Annotated in this window: 21 protein-coding genes; 7 read left to right on the top strand and 14 right to left on the bottom strand. The window is 73.1% G+C overall.

The genetic code is table 11. The features are described from left to right. Nucleotides 1-39: 39 nt before the first annotated feature. Both C1N91_RS00495 and C1N91_RS00490 read right to left on the bottom strand, forming a co-directional pair. Nucleotides 40-642: a GNAT family N-acetyltransferase gene (locus C1N91_RS00495; protein ID WP_137766136.1), complete on the bottom strand. Its 603-nt coding sequence runs from the start codon at nt 640-642 to the stop codon at nt 40-42. A gap of 61 nt (nt 643-703) precedes the next feature. Continuing rightward, complete coding sequence (locus tag C1N91_RS00490) at nt 704-1,612, bottom strand: DNA-3-methyladenine glycosylase family protein (protein WP_137766135.1); 909 nt, start codon at nt 1,610-1,612, stop codon at nt 704-706. Between the two features lie 212 nt (nt 1,613-1,824). On the opposite strand from C1N91_RS00490, the gene C1N91_RS00480 reads away from it, so the two are divergent. From C1N91_RS00480 to C1N91_RS00465, 4 genes are all read left to right on the top strand, one after another. Then, nucleotides 1,825-2,853, top strand: coding sequence for a 6-phosphofructokinase (locus C1N91_RS00480; protein WP_058729356.1), 1,029 nt, complete (start codon nt 1,825-1,827; stop codon nt 2,851-2,853). Between the two features lie 50 nt (nt 2,854-2,903). Further along, nucleotides 2,904-3,881 carry an MDR family oxidoreductase gene (locus tag C1N91_RS00475; protein WP_137766134.1) on the top strand — a complete coding sequence of 326 codons (978 nt, stop codon included), beginning with the start codon at nt 2,904-2,906 and terminating at the stop codon, nt 3,879-3,881. A 90-nt stretch (nt 3,882-3,971) separates the two neighbouring features. After that, complete coding sequence (locus C1N91_RS00470) at nt 3,972-4,664, top strand: GntR family transcriptional regulator (RefSeq protein WP_137766133.1); 693 nt, start codon at nt 3,972-3,974, stop codon at nt 4,662-4,664. A 40-nt stretch (nt 4,665-4,704) separates the two neighbouring features. Further along, nucleotides 4,705-5,490 carry an ABC transporter ATP-binding protein gene (locus C1N91_RS00465; RefSeq protein WP_137766132.1) on the top strand — a complete coding sequence of 262 codons (786 nt, stop codon included), beginning with the start codon at nt 4,705-4,707 and terminating at the stop codon, nt 5,488-5,490. Between the two features lie 126 nt (nt 5,491-5,616). On the opposite strand, the gene hemL is transcribed toward C1N91_RS00465, so the two are convergent. The 11 genes from hemL to hemE all read right to left on the bottom strand — a co-directional run bounded on the left by hemL (nt 5,617) and on the right by hemE (nt 15,600). After that, on the bottom strand, nt 5,617-6,966 hold the full coding sequence (hemL, locus tag C1N91_RS00460; protein WP_137766131.1) for a glutamate-1-semialdehyde 2,1-aminomutase: 1,350 nt from the start codon (nt 6,964-6,966) through the stop codon (nt 5,617-5,619). Continuing rightward, nucleotides 6,963-8,018: a porphobilinogen synthase gene (gene hemB / locus C1N91_RS00455; RefSeq protein WP_302641436.1), complete on the bottom strand. Its 1,056-nt coding sequence runs from the start codon at nt 8,016-8,018 to the stop codon at nt 6,963-6,965. The genes hemL and hemB overlap by 4 nt, the downstream gene beginning before the upstream one ends. Continuing rightward, nucleotides 8,015-8,785 carry a uroporphyrinogen-III synthase gene (locus C1N91_RS00450; RefSeq protein ID WP_368074225.1) on the bottom strand — a complete coding sequence of 257 codons (771 nt, stop codon included), beginning with the start codon at nt 8,783-8,785 and terminating at the stop codon, nt 8,015-8,017. Before C1N91_RS00450 ends, hemB begins: the two co-directional genes overlap by 4 nt. 141 nt (nt 8,786-8,926) lie before the next feature. Then, nucleotides 8,927-10,006, bottom strand: coding sequence for a hydroxymethylbilane synthase (gene hemC, locus C1N91_RS00445; protein WP_137766129.1), 1,080 nt, complete (start codon nt 10,004-10,006; stop codon nt 8,927-8,929). After that, on the bottom strand, nt 10,003-11,241 hold the full coding sequence (locus tag C1N91_RS00440) for a ferrochelatase (protein ID WP_175415839.1): 1,239 nt from the start codon (nt 11,239-11,241) through the stop codon (nt 10,003-10,005). The genes hemC and C1N91_RS00440 overlap by 4 nt, the downstream gene beginning before the upstream one ends. After that, entirely contained in the window at nt 11,238-12,023 is a 786-nt protein-coding gene (hemQ, locus tag C1N91_RS00435) for a hydrogen peroxide-dependent heme synthase (protein WP_137766128.1), read from the bottom strand. The genes C1N91_RS00440 and hemQ overlap by 4 nt, the downstream gene beginning before the upstream one ends. A gap of 72 nt (nt 12,024-12,095) precedes the next feature. After that, nucleotides 12,096-12,326, bottom strand: coding sequence for a DUF3618 domain-containing protein (locus C1N91_RS00430; protein WP_058729362.1), 231 nt, complete (start codon nt 12,324-12,326; stop codon nt 12,096-12,098). Between the two features lie 34 nt (nt 12,327-12,360). After that, entirely contained in the window at nt 12,361-12,795 is a 435-nt protein-coding gene (locus C1N91_RS00425) for a phage holin family protein (RefSeq protein WP_066651323.1), read from the bottom strand. After that, entirely contained in the window at nt 12,792-13,046 is a 255-nt protein-coding gene (locus C1N91_RS00420) for a hypothetical protein (protein WP_058729364.1), read from the bottom strand. The genes C1N91_RS00425 and C1N91_RS00420 overlap by 4 nt, the downstream gene beginning before the upstream one ends. 98 nt (nt 13,047-13,144) lie before the next feature. Continuing rightward, nucleotides 13,145-14,473 (bottom strand): protoporphyrinogen/coproporphyrinogen oxidase, encoded by a 1,329-nt coding sequence (locus tag C1N91_RS00415; RefSeq protein ID WP_137766127.1) that lies wholly within the window; start codon nt 14,471-14,473, stop codon nt 13,145-13,147. Then, on the bottom strand, nt 14,470-15,600 hold the full coding sequence (hemE, locus tag C1N91_RS00410; protein WP_254678290.1) for a uroporphyrinogen decarboxylase: 1,131 nt from the start codon (nt 15,598-15,600) through the stop codon (nt 14,470-14,472). The genes C1N91_RS00415 and hemE overlap by 4 nt, the downstream gene beginning before the upstream one ends. A 122-nt stretch (nt 15,601-15,722) precedes the next feature. Here hemE and C1N91_RS00405 point away from each other — a divergent pair, with 122 nt between their 5' ends. Both C1N91_RS00405 and C1N91_RS00400 read left to right on the top strand, forming a co-directional pair. Further along, entirely contained in the window at nt 15,723-17,042 is a 1,320-nt protein-coding gene (locus C1N91_RS00405) for a glutamyl-tRNA reductase (RefSeq protein ID WP_137766126.1), read from the top strand. Then, nucleotides 17,039-17,473 carry an NUDIX hydrolase gene (locus C1N91_RS00400; RefSeq protein WP_368074224.1) on the top strand — a complete coding sequence of 145 codons (435 nt, stop codon included), beginning with the start codon at nt 17,039-17,041 and terminating at the stop codon, nt 17,471-17,473. Before C1N91_RS00405 ends, C1N91_RS00400 begins: the two co-directional genes overlap by 4 nt. A 36-nt stretch (nt 17,474-17,509) precedes the next feature. On the opposite strand, the gene C1N91_RS00395 is transcribed toward C1N91_RS00400, so the two are convergent. After that, complete coding sequence (locus C1N91_RS00395; protein WP_137766124.1) at nt 17,510-17,788, bottom strand: hypothetical protein; 279 nt, start codon at nt 17,786-17,788, stop codon at nt 17,510-17,512. 104 nt (nt 17,789-17,892) lie between these two features. Between C1N91_RS00395 and C1N91_RS00390 the strand changes: the two genes are divergently transcribed. After that, entirely contained in the window at nt 17,893-18,591 is a 699-nt protein-coding gene (locus C1N91_RS00390) for a DUF4232 domain-containing protein (RefSeq protein WP_137766123.1), read from the top strand.

Raw genomic sequence — 18,591 nt, 5'->3', positions numbered from 1 at the left:
ACATGGTCCGTCATCGTGAGATCGGTTCTCACCTGGAGCCTACGTGCCCGTGTCGGCGCTGTCCGGAGCCGTCAGCGTGACCCACTCCTCGTCCTGCACGTACCCGAGCGCAGCGTTCGCACGCCGGATCGCGACGTTGTCGGCGGACCCTCCCGTGCGGAAGCGCCGCACACCCTCGCGCTGCAACGCCAGGACCGACCAGGCCTTGAGCGCCGTGCCGATCCCCCGACCGCGGTGCATCGGGTGGACCACGGTGAAGTCCGTCTCGGCGTCGGCTCCGTCGACCTCGACGTAGGTCATCGCGACGAGCGACCCATCGGCAGCGAACACTCCGGAGGCGCGGCGGACCGCGGTGGGGGTGGCCGCGTCGCGGTCCATCTGTTCGTGCCGGGTCGCGACGCTGCCCGGGTAGTCGTCCGCCGTCAGTCGGTCGAGGGCGAGCACCGCGTCGACGTCGTGGGCTCCGAGCGGGCGGAACACGAGTGCCGGATCGATCGCGGAAATGAACGCGGTCAGCCGGTCGACGTCAAGACGCTCGGCTTCGAGTTGCGCACCGAACGACCGAGCGGTGACCGACCACCCCTCGCGTTCGAGGCGCTCCCGCCGCGGATCCCCGGCCTGCACGACGACGACGTTCCCCACGGCCCGATCATGACATGCACCCCGGCCGGACCACACCGGCGGCGCCCACGATGTGTCGGGCTCAGTGCCAGCGGTGGTCCTGGATCGTCATCCGCGGACCGAACGCCGGCTTCCGGAAGCCCGAGCCTCCGATCAGCCGGACGACCCGCTCGCGGTGCCCGCGCCAGGGTTCGAGGAGTTCGAGCATGCCGTCGTCGTCCACCGGGCCGCCGGTCAGTGCCCACCCCACGAGTGCCGGCACGTGGTAGTCCCCGACGCTCGGCGCATCCGGGTCCCCGTGGGCACGCTGCGCCGTCTCGGCAGCGGTCCACTGCCCGATGCCCGGGACGGACTGCAGCCGCTGCGACACGACCGCGCCACCGCGACCGAGCGCCAGCGTCCGCTCGAGCGCCGGTGCGACCCTCACCGCCCGCATCACCGTCGCCGAGCGGCCGGGCTCGATACCCGCCTTGTGCCACTCCCAGCTCGGGATCCGCGCCCACTGCTCGGGGGCCGGCGGGACGAACATCTCCACGGGCGCCGGACCGGGCGCCGGTTCGCCGAAGCGCCGGAGCAGGTACCGCCATGCACGCCAGGCCTGCCGCGAGGTCACCTTCTGCTCCATGATCGCCGGCACGAGCATCGCGACGACGGTGTTCGTCCGGAGCAGGCGCAACCCCGGCTGGCGGTGTCGCGCCTCGGCCAGGAAGGCGTGGGCGCTGACGTCGAGCTCGGACCAGTCGTCGCCGCGCCCCAGCAGGTCCGGCGCGTGGGTCACCGCCCACGCGGCGCCGTCACCCCACGCGGAGACCGCGATCGTGTCGCTGCCCGCGCGACGGACGAGCACCGAGGCCGCTCCCGCCGGCGTGCGCAGCGCGAGCCACGTGTCGGACCCGACCACCTGGAAGGCGGGGTCGCCGGAGCCGCGCTGCAGGGGCCGGAGGGTCGCGCGGACGTCCACCGCGCCTCCCGGCCGGTACACGGTGTCCACGCGGCCGACCCCAGCGGTCGCGCCGAACGCCCCCAGCCTCCGACCGGACGCACCGGACGCACCGGACGCACCGGACGCACCGGGTCGCCGACCGGACGCACCGGACCGACCGGTGGCGGAGGAGGACGGCAGGGACACACGGGGATGGTAATGCCACACCACCGTCAGACATGATGGGGAGGTCCCCGCAACCCGACGACGTTGGAGTCTCCGTGCGCATCGGCATCCTCACCTCCGGAGGCGACTGCCCCGGCCTCAACGCGGTCATCCGCGGCATCGTGCTCAAGGGCATCGCGATCCACGGACACGAGTTCGTCGGGTTCCGCGACGGCTGGCGGGGCGTCGTCGACGGGGACATCGTGCCCCTCGGCCGCAAGGACATCCAGGGCATCGCCAAGCAGGGCGGCACGATCCTCGGCACGAGCCGCACCAACCCCTTCGAGGGGCCGAACGGCGGCGTCGAGAACATCACGAGGACGCTGGAGCGGCACGGCATCGACGCCATCGTCGCGATCGGTGGCGAGGGCACCCTGGCCGCCGCGAAGCGCCTGACCGACGCGGGCCTGAAGATCGTCGGCGTGCCCAAGACCGTCGACAACGACCTGGGCGCCACCGACTACACGTTCGGCTTCGACACCGCGGTGGCCATCGCGACCGAGGCCATGGACCGACTCCGCACCACCGGGGAGTCCCACTCGCGCTGCATGGTGGCCGAGGTCATGGGCCGGCACGTGGGCTGGATCGCACTGCACTCCGGGATGGCCGCCGGTGCGCACGCGATCCTCATCCCCGAGCAGAAGACGAGCATGGAGCAGATCGCGGCGTGGGTGCGTGCCGCCTACGACCGCGGCCGGGCACCGCTCGTGGTCGTCGCCGAGGGCTTCGTCCCGGACCACGAGGACAACGCGCACACCGAGCGCGGGCTCGACGCCTTCGGGCGTCCGCGGCTGGGCGGGATCGGGGAGCGCCTCGCGCCGATGATCGAGGAGATGACGGGCATCGAGACGCGCGCCACGACCCTCGGGCACATCCAGCGCGGCGGGACGCCGACCGCGTACGACCGGGTGCTGTCGACGCGGCTCGGGCTCGCGGCGATCGACTCCGTCGTCGAGGGGCGCTGGGGACGGATGGTCGCGCTGCAGGGCACGGAGATCGTGCACGTGTCGTTCGAGGACGCCCTGGGCGAGCTGAAGACGGTGCCGCAGGCGCGGTACGACGAGGCCGCCATCATGTTCGGCTGAGACCGCTCGCATCGGTCGACGGCCGGGAGGCACGGGGTAGCGTCCGACGCATGACGCGCGCAGTCCTCGTCTCCCGTTCCGCCCCGCCCGCGATCACGCAGGTCGACCTCCCCGACCCCGCCGAGGGCGAGGCCCTCGTCGACGTCACGTACTCGAGCGTCAACTACAAGGACGGGCTCGCCCTGGCGGGCAACCCCGGCGTCGCCCGGGTCGACCCGCTCGTCCCGGGCATCGACGTCGTCGGCACGGTGTCGGCGCTCGGTCCGGGGGTGCACGACGTCGCGATCGGCGACCGGGTGGTGTGCAACGGCGCCGGCCTCGGCGAGACGCGGCACGGCGGGTGGGCGGAGCACGCGGTGGTGCCGAGCGGGTCCCTCGTCGTGCTGCCCGACACCGTCGAGGACTCCTTTGCCGCGGCGATCGGCACCGCCGGGTTCACCGCGATGCTGTCCGTGCTCGCCCTCGAGCGCTCGGTCTCCCCCGACGACGGTCCCGTGCTCGTGACGGGGGCGTCCGGCGGCGTCGGAACGGTGGCCATCGCCCTGCTCGCCGCCCGCGGGTACCGTGTGACCGCCTCGACCGGTCGGCGGTCGAACGAGGCGTCGCTCCGGGCCCTCGGCGCGTCGGACGTGGTCGACCGTGCGACGATCGCCGAGCTCGGCAAGCCGCTGCAGCGCGCGACCTGGGCCGGCGCGGTCGACAGCGTCGGCGGCGCGACCCTGGCGAACGTGCTCGCCGCGACGAAGTGGGGCGGCGCGGTCACGGCGTGCGGGCTCGCGCAGGACTCCGCGCTGCCGACGTCGGTGATGCCGTTCATCCTCCGCGCGGTGTCGCTGCTCGGCATCAACTCGGTCGAGGCTCCCCTGCCGCTGCGCCAGCGGGCGTGGGAGCGGCTCGCCACCGACCTCGACCCGGCGCTGCTCGCCGACGTCACGCGCACGGTCGACCTCGAGCACGCGATCGCGGTCGGCGCCGAGGTGGTGGCCGGTCGCGTGCACGGCCGGACGGTGGTCGACCTGCGACACTGAGCCATTTCCCTTTCAGGTGATTTCCCGAACGCTTGCCAACTGACACGCTAGGTTTGGCACACGGAACACCCGAACCTGTGAGGAGCAGCCATGCCGGTACCCAAGTCGTCGGTCGAGTCGTCACCCCGGAAGCTCCTGCGCGACGTCGTGCTCGAGAAGATGCTCGCTGCGATCCAGGACGGCACGCTGCAGGCCGGCGAACGGCTCAACGACGACGAGCTCGTCGCGTGGCTCGGCGTCAGTCGCACGCCGATCCGCGAGGCCATCGCGAAGCTCGTCGACTACGGCCTCGTCGAGATGGAGGCGAACCGGTACACCCGCGTCGCCTCCCCCACGCGTGAGCAGTACGACGACGCGTTCCAGCTGCTCTTCGGCTTCGCCGAGCTCGCCGCCCGCTGGGCCGTGCCGAACCTCGACGACGCCGCGCTCAAGCAGCTCGGCAAGCTCCTCGACCAGGCCCGCAAGCACGCCGACGCCGAGGACCGCGCCCTGAACGACGACGTCGACGCGCTCATCGCGTTCCTCGTCGCGCACTCGGGCAACGAGCTGCTGGTGAAGACCGCCGAGGGCATCGTCAACCGCGCGAAGTTCGTCCGCATCGGGCAGCCGGAGTTCGTGTTCTGGGACGTCAAGCACGGGCTCGACTCGTTCCGCGCAGCCGCGAAGGGCCGCGACGGCGAGGCCGCCGGTGCCGTGATCCGCAGCATGTCCCGGGCGATGGCGGAACACCTGACGGAGATGCGCGCCGCGCACGCGACCGCCGACGCGACCGCGGACGCCTGAGACCGACGGCGCGGGTCACCCGACCGGGCAGACTGGTCGGGTGACCGACGTCCTGCTCCGCGCCGAAGCCCTCCGTGTGACCCGCTCCGGGCGGGACCTGCTGCACGACGTGTCGCTGACGGTGCGCAGCGGGGAGCACTGGGCGCTGCTCGGGCCGAACGGTGCCGGCAAGTCGACGCTGCTCGCCGTCCTCGGCGCGAACGGGCACCCCACCGCGGGCACCGTCGAGCTGCTCGGCCGACGACTCGGGCGGGTGGACGTCCGGGAGCTCCGCGAGCACATCGGGCACGTCGATCCGCGGCACCGGATGCTGTCGCCGCTGACCGTCACCGAGACCGTGCTGACCGGGCTCACCGGGACGACCGACCTCATGATGCGGTGGGAGCCGACGTCGGAGCAGCTCGAGACCGCCAGGCGGCACGTCGCGGACGTCGGCCTCGAGGCACGTGCCGACGCCCGCTGGCCCGTGCTGTCCCAGGGCGAGCGGGGTCGGACCCTCATCGCCCGGGCGCTCATGAGCGAACCGCGCCTGCTGCTGCTCGACGAACCGGCGACCGGGCTCGACGTCGCCGCGCGCGAGCACCTGCTCGAGACCGTCGACGCCCTGCGGCAGCGTCACCCGGACCTCGGCAGCGTGATGGTGACGCACCACCTCGAGGACCTGCCGGCGTCGACCTCGCACGCGATGCTGCTGCGCGACGGCGCCGTGGTCGCCCAGGGCCCTGCCGACCGGGTCGTCACGTCCGATGCGGTGTCGCACGCCTTCACGTTCCCGCTGGCCATCGAGCGGACCGGGGGCCGCTGGCACGCACGCCGCGCGCGGTAGCCGCCACGGCCCTCCCGTCCGGCAGATGCCCGACCCACTCGCGAAACGCAACGTCGGCGGCCCCGCGCAGCGCAGTGCCGCTGCGAGGAACCGCCGACGTTGCGTCTTGCGGAGGGAGCGGGCGCGCTACGCCGTGGCGGCCGCCGCTGCCCGCGCTGCCGCCGGCAGGGCGTCGAGCACGCGCCCGACGGCCTCGTCGTCGTGCGCGGCCGTGACGAACCACGCCTCGAACACGCTCGGCGGCAGGGTCACGCCCTGGTCGAGCATGCTGTGGAAGAACGGCGCGTAGCGGAAGGCCTCCTGCGCGCGCACGTCGTCGTAGTTCCGCGGTGCCTGCTCGACGAACGCGAACGAGAACAGGTTCCCGGCGTGCTGCACGGTGTGCGCGACGCCCTCGGCCGACAGCGCGGCGCTCGTGGCGTCCGCGATCGTCGCAGCGGTGCGGTCCAGGTGCGCGTACACGTCCGGCGTCGCGGCTCGGAGCGTCGCGGTGCCCGCGGCGACCGCGAGCGGGTTCCCGGACAGCGTGCCCGCCTGGTAGACGGGGCCGAGCGGGGCGAGGAAGTCCATGACCTCGCGTCGACCGCCGAGTGCGGCGAGGGGCATGCCGCCGCCGATGACCTTGCCGAACGTGACGAGGTCGGGCTTCCAGCCGGTGCCCTCGGGGACGGTTCCGGCTGCTTCGAGGCCCCACCACCCGGCCGGGCCGACGCGGAAGCCGGTGAGGACCTCGTCGACGATGAGCAGCGCGCCCTGGGCCGTCGTGATCTCGGCGAGCGCACGGTTGAACCCGGGCTCCGGGGCGAGCACGCCCATGTTCGCGGCGGCGGACTCGACGATCACGGCGGCGATGCGCTCGGAGTGCTCGTCGAACGCGGCGCGGACGGCGTCGAGGTCGTTGTACGGCAGCACCAGGGTCTGCGCGGCGGTCTCGGCGGTGATGCCCGCGCTGCCCGGCAGTGCGAGCGTCGCGACGCCCGAGCCGGCCTCCGCGAGCAGCGAGTCGGAGTGACCGTGGTAGTGCCCGGCGAACTTCACGAGCAGGTCGCGGCCGGTGTACCCGCGAGCCAGGCGGATGGCGGTCATCGTGGCCTCGGTGCCGGTGGACACCATGCGGAGCTTCTCGATCGGGCCGTCGCCGCCGACCTGCACGCGCTCCTTGACGAGCTCGGCGAGCTCTGTCTCGCCCGGGGTGGAGGCCCCGAACGACAGGCCGCGCGACGCTGCCTGCTGCACGGCCTCGACCGTGCCCGGGTGCGCGTGCCCGAGGATCGCGGGACCCCAGGAGGCGACGAGGTCGACGTACTGCCGGCCCTCGGCGTCGGTCACGTAGGGCCCGGAGGCGGACGTCAGGAAGCGCGGTGTGCCGCCGACGGAGCCGTACGCGCGGACGGGCGAGTTCACGCCGCCGGGGATGCTGTCCTTCGCGCGGCCGAACAGTTCGTCGTTCGAGACGGGGAGCGTGGTGGTGGTCATTCGGGTGCCTTCCCGGTCGTGGCGACGCCGGACACCGCCGCGGTGCTGCCGGACGTGCGCAGGCCGGCCTCCTGGTTGAGCTTCCTCGCGATGTCGACCGCGAAGTAGGTCAGGATCGCGTCCGCACCGGCACGCTTGATGCCGACGAGGGCCTCCATCGCGGCGGCGTCGCGGTCGATCCAGCCGTTCTGGGCGGCGGCCGTGATCATCGCGTACTCGCCGGAGATCTGGTAGGCCCAGACGGGGACCTCGGAGACGTCGGCGGTGCGGGCGAGGACGTCGAGGTAGCTCATCGCTGGCTTCACCATGACGATGTCGGCGCCCTCCTCGATGTCGAGCAGCACCTCGCGCAGCCCCTGACGGCCGTCCGCGGCGTCGATCTGGTACGTCCGCCGGTCGCCCTGCAGCGTCGAGGCGACGGCCTCGCGGAAGGGGCCGTAGAACGCCGACGCGTACTTCGCCGAGTACGCCAGCAGTGCGGTACCGCCGTGCCCGGCGGTGTCGAGCGCGTCGCGGGCAGCGGCGATCTGGCCGTCCATCATGCCGCTCATGCAGACCAGCTCTGCGCCGGCCTCGGCCTGGGCGACCGCCATGTCGCGGTAGCGCAGGAGCGTGGCGTCGTTGTCCACGGAACCGTCGGCAGCGAGCACACCGCAGTGGCCGTGGTCGGTGAACTCGTCCAGGCACAGGTCGGACTGCACGACGAGCGCGTCGCCCACCTCTTCCTTCGCGACGCGGATCGCGACGTTGAGGATGCCGTCCGGGTCGGTCGCGCCGGACCCCTCGGCGTCCTTCGACGTCGGGACGCCGAACAGGTTCACACCGCCGACGCCCTGCTCCGCCGCCTCGTTCAGGGCACGGCGGAAGGAGTCGAGCGAGTGCTGCTGCACGCCCGGCATGCTCGAGATGTCGATCGCGTCGGTGGCGCCCTCGCGGATGAACATCGGCAGCACGAGCTCGGCGGGGTGGATCCGCGTCTCGGCGACGAGGCGTCGCATGGCTGGGGTGGCGCGCAGCCGACGGGGGCGGACCTGGGGGAAGCGTCCGGTCACGATGACCTTCCTGTTCTGGGGTTCGGGTGGAGGGCCTCGACGACGGCGTCGAGCAGGGCTTCGGCGGACCGACCGGCGGCCACGACGTGCACGGGCAGTCCCGCGGCACGGGCGGCGTCGGCGGTGGACGGTCCGATGCACGCGACGTGCGTGCGCGGGTCGAGCGGGATCATCCGCGCTGCGACCTGTCGGGCGACGCTCCCGCTCGTCACGAGCACGGCGTCCGGTGGGGGGTCGAGGACGATCGGGTCGTCGCCCGTCCCCACGGTACGGTACGCCACCACCTCCGACACGGCGATGCCGCGGGCGCGCAGCCCGTCGACGAGGGTGGTCGCGGCGATCTCGGAGCGTGGGAAGAACACGGGCCCGCCGTCGGCCGGCAGGGCTGCGGCCAGTCCGACTGCGGACTCGTCGTCCGGTACGAGGTCGACGGGCCAGCCCGCCTCGTGCGCGGCACGGGCGGTCGCCTCGCCGACGCAGGCCACACGGACCCCGGCCGGGAGGCGCGGCACGCGCCCGCTGACCACGCGCACGGCCGTCGCACTGGTCACCACGAGCCAGGGGGCTGTGTTGCCGGTTCCGTCGGGAAGCGCGCCGGCCGCGGGATGTGCGTCGTGCCTCCCGACCGGGGCGTCGTCGGCGGACGGGCGCGCCGCGTCGTCGGCGGACGGGCCTGCTGCGCCGTCGGCGGACGAGCCCGCTGCGTCGGCGAACCGGGCGAGGGCCGCGTCGAGCGCTGCCGCGTCGGCGGGCGGGGCGTCAGTGATCAGCGGGACGACGACGGGCTCGAGCCCGCGCTCCCGGGCCGCCGCGGCGACGGCGTCGCCCCACGCACCGCCGCGCGGGACGAGGACGACCGGGGGCCGTGCCTCGTCCGCGACGCGAGCGGTGTCGTCCGTGGTGACCGCCTACGCCGTGGTGGTCGTGGAGCCGTCGTCCGCCGGCTGCTCGGCCGCGGGGGTGGCGAGACCGGGCCCGGCGGAGTGGTCGCCCTCGGCAGGGGCCGCGGACACCGACGACGCCAGGTCCGCCAGCTCGGCGGCACCGTTCTCGAGCAGTTCGGCGGCGACGCGTCCGGCGACCTCGAGTGCCTCGTCGAGCCGGTCCTGTGCGGAGCCGTCGAGGTGCGCCGCGTGCGACGCCGTGCGGTACTCGGAGCCGTCTGGGCGGTAGACCGTCGCGGACACGAGCAGGAGCTCGGCGTCGACGACCGCGGTGGCACCGATCGGTGCGGAGCAACCCGCTTCGAGCTTCGCGAGGACCTCGCGCTCGGCGGTCACCGTCAGGCGAGTCGGCGCGTGGTCGAGCTTGCGGAGCGCGGCGAGCAGGTTCCGGTCCGTCTCGTCCGCTCGGATCTCGACCGCGAGCGCGCCCTGGCCGGGAGCACTCGGCCAGAAACCGAGGTCGAGGAGCTCGGTCGCCGCGTTCAGCCGGTCGATGCGACCGAGGCCGGCGGCGGCCAGCACCACCGCATCGAGGTCGTCGTCCACGCGCCCGAGGCGGGTGTCGATGTTGCCGCGGATGTCGATCACGTCGAGGTCGGGACGCTTCGCCTTGAGCTGCGCGACCCGGCGGGGCGAGCCCGTGCCGACCTTCGCGCCCTCGGGCAGGGTGTCCACCGTCGCGCCGTTCCGCGCGACGAGGACGTCACGGGCGTCGGCACGCTTCGGCACCGACGCGATCGTGAGTCCCTCGTACGGAGCGGTCGGCAGGTCCTTCAGCGAGTGCACGAGCACGTCGACCTCACCCGCGACCAGGGCCTCGCGCAGGGCACTGGCGAAGACACCCGTTCCACCGAGGCTCGCGAGCGACGCACGGTTCGTGTCACCCTCGCTCGTCACGGTGACGAGCTCGACGGGGCGACCCGCGGCCTTCGCCAGGCGGTCGGCGACGTCCTGCGACTGCGCGACCGCGAGCCGGCTGGCACGGGTGCCGAGCCGGATCGGGGCCCGACCGTCGGAGGCCGTCGCGCTGTGGCCGTCCGTCACGGAGCGACCCCGGCTGCGGCCGGCTTGAACCCGGCGCGCACGTTCTCGCAGCAGCCCGGGCGGCACACGTCGTACCAGGGGCCGATGTCGGTCAGGTGCGGACGCTCGCTGGTCGGCGTGCCGTTGACGCGCTCGAGCACCAGGTCGACGAGCCCGGCGACGTACGCCGGGTCGACGCCGGGCGTCTGCGTGCGGAGCGACCAGAAGCCGAGCTCACCCGCGGTCTCTGTCGCCTCTTCGTCGAGGTCCCACATGACCTCCATGTGGTCGCTCACGAAGCCGAGCGGCACGATGAGCACCGCGCGGGTCGGACCGCCCTTGAGCTCCTCGTTCATGTAGTCGTTGATGTCGGGCTCGAGCCACGGCTGCGTCGGGGGGCCCGACCGCGACTGGTAGACGAGCTTCCAGGCGGGCTTCGACGTGCCCTGCAGGTGCGCGAACTCGGGCTGCTCGAGCAGCTCGGTCCAGGCCTGCTCGAGGACGACCTCGCCGACGGCCAGGTGCTGCGCCTCGTACGCACCGTGTTCGTCGAACCCGCGGTAGTCGGGGCCGGAGCGGGCCGCGTCGGTCGACGGGATCGAGTGCGTCGAGAACAGGATGCGGAGCTCGGTCGCGACGTCGAGTCCCTCGTTCTCGCGGATCGCACGGGCCATGCCGTCACGGACACCGTCGACGAACGGGCGGACGAAGCCCGGGTGGTCGAAGAACTGCCGGACCTTGTCGACCTGGATCGTGTCGATCAGGCCGGTCTCGGTGAGCACGCGGGCGTAGTCCTCGCGGTACTGCCGGCAGCTCGAGAACGACGAGTAGGCGCTCGTCGCGATGGCGATGAGCTTCGTCCAGCCCTTGTCGGCTGCCTCGGTGAAGGCCTCTTCGAGGTAGGGCGCCCAGTTCCGGTTGCCCCAGAGCACCGGCATGTCGATGCCGCGCTTCGCGAGCTCACCTTCGAGCGCGGCCTTGAGCGCGCGGTTCTGCGCGTTGATCGGGCTCACGCCGCCGAAGTGGCGGTAGTGGTGCGCCACTTCTTCGAGGCGCTCGTCCGGGATCCCGCGACCGCGCGTGACGTTGCGGAGGAAGGGGATGACGTCGTCCTGGCCCTCGGGGCCGCCGAAACCGGCGAGCAGGATCGCGTCGTACGCGGTCGGGACCTCGATGTGTTCGGGGCCGTCGACGGCTGCGGGGGTCGCGGCGAGGACCTTCCCGTGTCCGTTCGTGATCTGGCTGGTGTCGGTCACGACAGCACCTCCGGCAGTTCGGCGGTCGTCACGCGACGACCGGTGAAGAAGGGGATCTCCTCGCGCACGTGCAAGCGAGCCTCGGTGTAGCGCAGGTCGCGCATGAGGTCGACGAGGTCGACGAGCTCGGGGCTCTCGAGCGGCAGGATCCACTCGTAGTCGCTCAGCGCGAAGGTCGCGATGGTGTTCGTCAGCACGCGGCGGTACTTCGCACCGGCGATGCCGTGGTCGCGGAGCATCTTCGAGCGTTCTTCTTCCGGCAACAGGTACCACTCGAAGGACCGGACGAACGGGTACACCGTGATCCAGGCCTCGGGGTCCTTGCCGCGCAGGAACGCCGGCGTGTGGCGCTTGTTGAACTCGGCCTCGCGGTGCATCGCCATCGCGTGCCACACCGGCTCGGCGTCCTGGAACAGCGCAGTCCGACGGATGTCGCGGAGCGCCGCCTGGATCGCCTGCGCGTCGTCACCGTGCAGCCAGATCATGACGTCCGCGTCGGCGCGGAAGCCGGAGACGTCGTAGAAGCCGCGGATGGTGACGCCCGCGTCGGCCGCACGGGCCACGGCGGCGTCGAGCTCGGCGACGGCGTCGTCACCGACGCGGTGGATCGGTCCGAGCGGCCGACGGAACACGGCCCAGAGCGCGTACGCGGTGAGCAGGTTCGGGTCGATCCCGCTCGCCGGGTCGGTCTCGTGCGCCGAGCCGGCGCCGTGCGCTGCGGCACCGGCCGCGGCGTTGTCGGGGACGTTCTCGTGCGGGGCTGCGTGCACGTCGGAGCTCATGGTTCCTCGTCTTGTCGGTTGCCTGGGTCGTGGCTGCGCGCCGCGTCCGGAGGACCACCGATCAGAGGCGGTCTACCGCCGTCGGAGCACCGCTACGACGATACTCCCGACCACCGCCACACCGGCTGCGAGCCCGGCCAGGTAGGGCACCGGCTTCTCGTCGATCCCCTGCTTGACCTTCGACGCCGCGATGCCGAGCTGCTTCGGCACGTTGAGCTTGTCCTCGATCGCGTCGAGCGTCTCGAACAGCTGCGTGCGGGTCGCCGCGACGCGGTTCGCCAGGTCGTCGTGCTGGTCGGTCACAGGGGTCCTCCGGTGGGGGTGTCGGTCGTCCCGCTCAGGAGCGGGTGATCCGGTCGTGCTGGCCGGGCTTGTTGCCCATGCCCTTCACGGCGTTGATGTCGTCCTTGACGCTGTCGATCGTGCGCTTCGGCGTGAGGGGCAGGCCCTTCTTGAAGCGCTTCCAGCCGACGAACCCGAGGATGCCGGCGACGATCAGCATGACGACGGCGAGCAGCAGCGCGGCGAGCCACGCCGGCATCACGGTCGCGAGGCCCATCACGGCGGCGGTCAGCAGCACGCCGATCGCGTAGAGCACGATGACGAGCGCGCCGATGAGGAGCCCGGCGGCGAGTCCGAAGACCTTCGCCTTGGCGATCATCTCGGCCTTCAGCAGGTCGATCTCGCCCTTGACGAGGTTCTTGACCAGCTTCGGGATGTCCCCGACCAGACCGAACAACGATCGCGACTTGCGGTCGCGGGTGTCGGTCATGAGGAGGCGGCGTCCTTCTTCTGGCTGACCTTGCGGACGACCTTCTTGGTCTGCTCACCGACGAACTCGGCCACGTCGGGGCCCTTGTCCTGGATGAACTCCTCGGCCTGGTGCACGCCCTTCTGGACGTTGCCGTTGTTCCAGATCTTGCCGCTGACGGTCTTGATCTGCTCGTACCGCGCCCGTCCGGCTCGCGATCCCAGGACGTACCCGAGTGCGGCGCCGGCGACGAACAGGAGCTTGCCTCGCATGTGCGATCCTCCGTTGTTGAGGGTGTGCGGTGGTCATGCGCCGAACGGAATACGTCCGGCGTTCGTCCACAGTAGCCCTCGGGTGCTCCCCGGTCCGCTCAGGATCCCAGGATGCGTGCAGCGGACGTCCGGGCAGCGGCGACGATGCCGGCCAGGCCGCGCCCGGACGTCGTCTCCCCGATCCCGACGACGCCCTCGGCCAGGCCCGCGGCTGTCAGGTCGGGCCCGTACCAGCGCACACGGGCGGCACCCAGCACACGGTCCGCGGTCACCGGGACGCCGAGCAGGGCCGTGGCGTCGCGGGTGGCGCGGGTCCCGACGGCGTCGTCCGGGTCGACCGGGAGGCTCGTCCCCGTCCCCGACGGTCCCGTCGCGTCGTCCTCGGGTCGCGTCGCGTAGCTCAGCCGCAGGACGTGCCGTCCGGCCGCGGCCTCGGCGAGCCACGGCCACTTCACGGTCGCGTGGGTGAGCGCCTTCGCCCGGACCCCCTCGGCGTCGGGGTGCACGAGCATCCCGGTCCCGCGGGGTCCGGCGTCGAGCTCCGGCTGGTCGACCACGAGCGTCACGAGCTCGATGCCGGTGCGGTCGGGTGCCGCCGCGCGGGTCGGGTCGGCGGTCGACGCGAGGACGTGCTGGGCCGGCAGGCGCTCCCGGGTGCCGTCCGCGCGCACGGTCTCGACGGCGAAGCGCTCGATCGCGGTGGCGCGGGTGCCGGTGCGGACGTCGACGCCGTAGGTCGTCATGTCGGCCACGAGCTCGTCGACGAGACGGACGATCCCGCCGCGGATGCCCTGCACCGCCGACCCCGCGGTGGCCCGGGACCGCAGGGCGAGCACGGCGCGGGCGAGGGACCCCTCGCGTTGCAGCGCCGCGCGGAGCCCGGGGGCCACGCGGTCGGGGTCGAGCTGGTCCGGGTGGGTGGAGTAGACACCGCCCGCGACCGGGACGACCAGGTCGTCGAGCACGCGCTCCCCCATGCGCTTCCGCACGAGGGCGCCGAGCGACTGCGCGCGGGCGCCGACCGGCGAGGGCAGCAGCGAGTCCATCTGGGCGCGGAGTCCGCCGCCCTGACCGACCACCGCGAGGACGTCGGCGGCCATCGGGCTCCCCGGGATCCCGAGGAAGCCGGTCTGCGGGATCGGGGCCGTCCGGCCGTCGCGGGTCATCAGCCACGCGCCGCGCGGGTCGGGCGACACGACGTCGTTCCCCAGCCCGAGCTCGATCGCGAGCCGCTCGACGGCGTCGGTCCGGGTCGCGAAGGACTCCGCCCCCAGGTCGAGGTCGATCCCGGCGACGGTGTGCCGCAGGATCATGCCGCCCAGACGGTCCCCGGCCTCGACGAGCACGACGTGCGCACCGCCCTTCGCCAGGTCACGGGCGGCGACCAGGCCGGCGACCCCGCCGCCGACCACGACGACGTCGGTCACGCCGCGGCTCCCGTCCCGTCGCCGCTGCCGTCGCCGAGTCCGTGGAGCAGCTCGACCACGCGCGTGAGCACGGTGGGGTCGGTCTCCGGCGGGACACCGTGCCCGAGGTTTACCACGTGTGCCCGGGCCGCACCACCACGACGGACGACGTCGCGCACGTGGGCCTCGAGCACCTCCCACGGAGCGGCGAGCATCGCGGGGTCGATGTTGCCCTGCACGGTGACCCCGGTGCCGACGCGGCGGACCGCCTCGTCGAGCGGGACACGCCAGTCGACGCCCACGGCATCGACGGCGACGGTGTCGGCCGGGTCGCCCAGCGTGGTCATCTCGTGCAGGACCTCGCCGCTGCCGACGCCGAAGTGGATGCGCGGGACGCCGAGGTCGGCCACGTGCGACAGGGCCGTCGCCGAGTGCGGGGCGACCGAGGCGACGTAGTCGGTGCGGGACAGCGAACCGACCCACGAGTCGAAGAGCTGCGCGGCCGAGGCCCCGGCAGTGACCTGCGCCCGGAGGAACGCTCCGGAGACGCCGGCGGCCCAGTCGAGCAGGCGCGCCCAGGTCTCCGGGTCGCTGTGCATCAGCGTGCGGGCGCGGATGTGGTCCTTCGAGGGGCCGCCCTCGACCAGGTACGCGGCGAGGGTGAACGGCGCCCCCGCGAACCCGATGAGCGGGGTGTCGCCGAGCTCGGCGACGGTGCGCTGCACGGCCTCGGTGATCGGCGCGAGGGCCGCGGGGTCGAGCGGGGCGAGCGCGTCCACGTCCGCCGCGGTGCGGATCGGGGAGCCGAGCACCGGACCGCGACCGGGGACGATCTCGACGTCCACGCCCGCGAGCTTGATCGGCACGACGATGTCGCTGAAGAAGATGCCGGCGTCCACCCCGTGCCGGCGGACCGGCTGCAGGGTGATCTCCGACGCCATCGCCGGGTCGAGGCACGCGTCGAGCATCGCCGTGCCGACCCGCAGCTCCCGGTACTCCGGCAGCGACCGACCGGCCTGGCGCATGAACCACACCGGCAGCGTCTCCGGACGGTCCCCGCGCAGCGCCCGGACGAGCGGCGAGCCCGACGTCCTGCCGGTCACGAGCGGGTGGCTGTCGGGCAGGGCGGAGGGCACGGCGGTGGTCACCCGCCGATTCTCCCATCCGCCGCCGGGCACCGACCGCCCCGGACCCGGCCGTCACCGCAGAGTGTGCTGTGCACGCGGAGGGCGAACAGCCGTCCCGCCGAGCGCGAGTTACGATGGAAGACGTGCTCATCTGTCTCACGGCGTCGCACCGCAACGCCAGCTTCGACCTCCTGGAGCGACTGAGCATCGGCGCACCGACCGCCGCGAGCCGTCTGGTGACGGACTCCGACGTGCTCGACGGGGCCGTCGTCCTCGCCACCTGCAACCGTTTCGAGGCCTACCTCGACATCGCGGGCGACGACCGCGACTCCGCCGTGTCGGCCACCGTCGACGCCGTCGCCACCGCCAGCGACCTCGTGCCCGCCGAGGTCCTCGACTCCGTCAGCGTGCTCGGCGGCGGGGACGTCGTGCAGCACCTGTTCGCCGTGTCGAGCGGCCTCGAGTCCGTCGTCGTCGGTGAGACCGAGATCTCCGGGCAGGTCCGTCGTGCGCTCGAGGACGCCCGCGCGAACGGCACCACCACCTCCGACCTCGAACGCCTCTTCCAGGAGGCGGCGCACACCTCCCGCGGCGTCAAGACCCGCACCCGCATCGGCGCCGCCGGTCGGTCGCTCGTCCGCCTCGGGCTCGAGCTCGCCTCGTCGCGCATCACCGACTGGGCGCAGACCCGTGTCCTGCTCGTCGGCACCGGCAGCTACGCCGCGACGACGATCGCCGCCCTGCGCGACCGCGGTGCCGTGAACATCCAGGTCTTCTCGCCCTCCGGCCGCGCACCGTGGTTCGCCGCGAAGCACGACCTCGTCGCCGCGACCGACCTGCGCCGGGCGATCGGCACGAGCGACGTCGTCATCACCTGCACCTCGAGCGAGGTCCCGGTCGTCGAACCGGCCGACCTCGACGACGGCCAGCGCCGCATCGTCATCGACCTCGGACTCCCCCGCAACGTGGACCCCGACGCCGCCGACGTCGAGGGCGTCGAACTCCTCGACCTCGAGACGATCAGCATCCACGCGCCGATCGCCGAGCTGAACGCCGAGTCCGAGGCCCGCCAGATGGTCGACGACGCGGTGTCGCGCTTCCGTGCGCAGGCACTCGAGCAGTCGACCACGCCGGCGCTCGTCGCCTTCCGCAAGCACGTCTTCGACATCCTCGACGACGAGATCGACCGCGCGAAGCGCCGTGACGCCGACCCGGAGTCCGTCGAGCAGACCGAGCGGGCGCTCCGGCACCTGGTCGGCGTCCTGCTGCACCGCCCGTCGGTCCGCGCCCGCGAGCTCGGTCGCGCCGGCCGCGGCGAGGAGTTCGTCGGGGCGCTCGACGCCCTGTTCGGCGTGCACCCGGAACCCGAGGCGGAGCTGCCGTCGCCGATCGTGCCGCTCGCGGAGCGCACCGCGCCCGAGCGGGCCGCGACGGACCGCGCCGACGAGGCGGACGCGAGCTGAGCCTCCCCTCCGACGGTCCCCGGACACTGCGTGTCAGCGCGCTGCTGCTGGTACGCGACCGCCGGGTCCTGATGGTGCGTGCCCGCGGGCGCGACGTGCTCTACCTGCCCGGCGGCAAGGCGGAGCCGGACGAGACCGACGTGCAGGCCGCGATCCGCGAGGCACGCGAGGAGACCGACCTGCGCCTGACCGAGGCGGACCTCGAACCGTTCGGCACGGTCACCGAGGCCGCGCACGGCCAGGGCGAGGGCACCATGGTCGCGATGACCCTGTTCCGGGTCCGGCCGGGAGGCGCGACCGACGCCGCCTCGCCCGTCGCCTCCGCAGAGGTGGACGAGGTGGAGTGGGTCACCTCGGCGGACGCGGACAGGTGCCCGCCCGCAGGCGTCGAGACGCTCCGCCGGCTGGTCGCCGCCGGTCTCGTCGACTGAGGATCCGGACAGCGTCCTCCGATCGCCCCTGGTGCCTCACTCGTCCTTGTCGACGTAGTGACCGGTCTCACCGTCCGTGGTCGGTTCGGCCTCACCCGGGATGTCCGACTCGACGTACTCACCCGTGTCAGCGCCCGGAGCGCCCTGGGGCCGCGTCTCGCCCGGGATGTCGCTGGAGACGAACTCCCCGGCGGGTTCGTTCGACTCGACGCGGTGTTCGCCCGGGATCTCGCTGTCGGTGAAGGCTCCGGCGCGGGGCTCGACGCCGTCCGCCCGTCCCTCGTCGCCGCGTGCCTGCTCGTGCTTCCCTGCCATGTTCCGACCTCCGTCGCTCGTGTTCCTGGCTGTGACGCGAGTGTGCCCGTGACGACTGGACGCTGCCCGAGTCCCGTCCGCCGGGCCGGGTGTTGCGTCGAGGCATGCACCGCAGCACACGTTCGTCCATCGTCCTCGCGAGCACCGGGGTCGTGCTCGCCCTCGCGCTCTCCGGCTGTTCGTCGAGCGGTCCGGACGACGCAGCGACGCCGACCGCCACCGAGACCGTGACGGCGACACCGTCTGCGTCCTCCTCGTCCGTCGCCTCGTCCGTCCCGTCGTCGGGCTCGTCCACGTCCTCGTCGGCGTCCGGTGGCTCGGCGAGCGGTGGGTCGGCGAGCGGTGGCTCGGGGGCCGCCGGCGAGCGGTGTGCGACCGGATCGCTCACCGGCAGCATCGAGCCAGGCAGCGGTGGCGCCGCCGGCAGCACGATCGTGCACCTCGCGCTCCGCAACACCGGCTCCACGACCTGCACGCTGCAGGGCTGGCCGGGGGTGTCCTTCGTCGGCGGCGGCTCGGGTGAGCAGATCGGGGCGGCAGCCACCCGCGACGAGTCATCGGCGCACCCGACCGTGACGCTCGCACCCGGCGCGACGGCCGTCGCACCACTGAAGATCACCCAGGCGGAGAACTACCCGACGGCGACGTGCGACCCGGTGGCCGCCGACGGGTTCCGCGTGTACCCGCCTGGGTCGACCGAGTCGCTGTTCGTGCGCGACTCCGGGGTCACCGCGTGCCGGTCCACCGATGCGGGGTTGCTGAACGTGCAGGGGCTCGTGCCCGAGGGGCAGGCGGCGGACTGA

This window comes from Curtobacterium sp. SGAir0471, from assembly GCF_005490985.1.
Classification (GTDB): domain Bacteria; phylum Actinomycetota; class Actinomycetes; order Actinomycetales; family Microbacteriaceae; genus Curtobacterium.
The sequence above is the reverse complement of the archived record's forward strand: the minus strand, read 5'-3'. Positions and strand labels throughout refer to the sequence as shown.

Bases quoted from the DNA above. Each gene is read 5' to 3' on its own strand.
- C1N91_RS00475 (WP_137766134.1), top strand. From the start codon at position 2,904: ATGACGCGCGCAGTCCTCGTCTCCCGTTCCGCCCCGCCCGCGATCACG.
- C1N91_RS00470 (WP_137766133.1), top strand. From the start codon at position 3,972: ATGCCGGTACCCAAGTCGTCGGTCGAGTCGTCACCCCGGAAGCTCCTG.
- hemL (WP_137766131.1), bottom strand. From the start codon at position 6,966: ATGACCACCACCACGCTCCCCGTCTCGAACGACGAACTGTTCGGCCGC.
- hemQ (WP_137766128.1), bottom strand. From the start codon at position 12,023: ATGAGCTCCGACGTGCACGCAGCCCCGCACGAGAACGTCCCCGACAAC.
- C1N91_RS00425 (WP_066651323.1), bottom strand. From the start codon at position 12,795: ATGACCGACACCCGCGACCGCAAGTCGCGATCGTTGTTCGGTCTGGTC.
- C1N91_RS00420 (WP_058729364.1), bottom strand. From the start codon at position 13,046: ATGCGAGGCAAGCTCCTGTTCGTCGCCGGCGCCGCACTCGGGTACGTC.
- C1N91_RS00395 (WP_137766124.1), bottom strand. From the start codon at position 17,788: ATGGCAGGGAAGCACGAGCAGGCACGCGGCGACGAGGGACGGGCGGAC.
- C1N91_RS00390 (WP_137766123.1), top strand. From the start codon at position 17,893: ATGCACCGCAGCACACGTTCGTCCATCGTCCTCGCGAGCACCGGGGTC.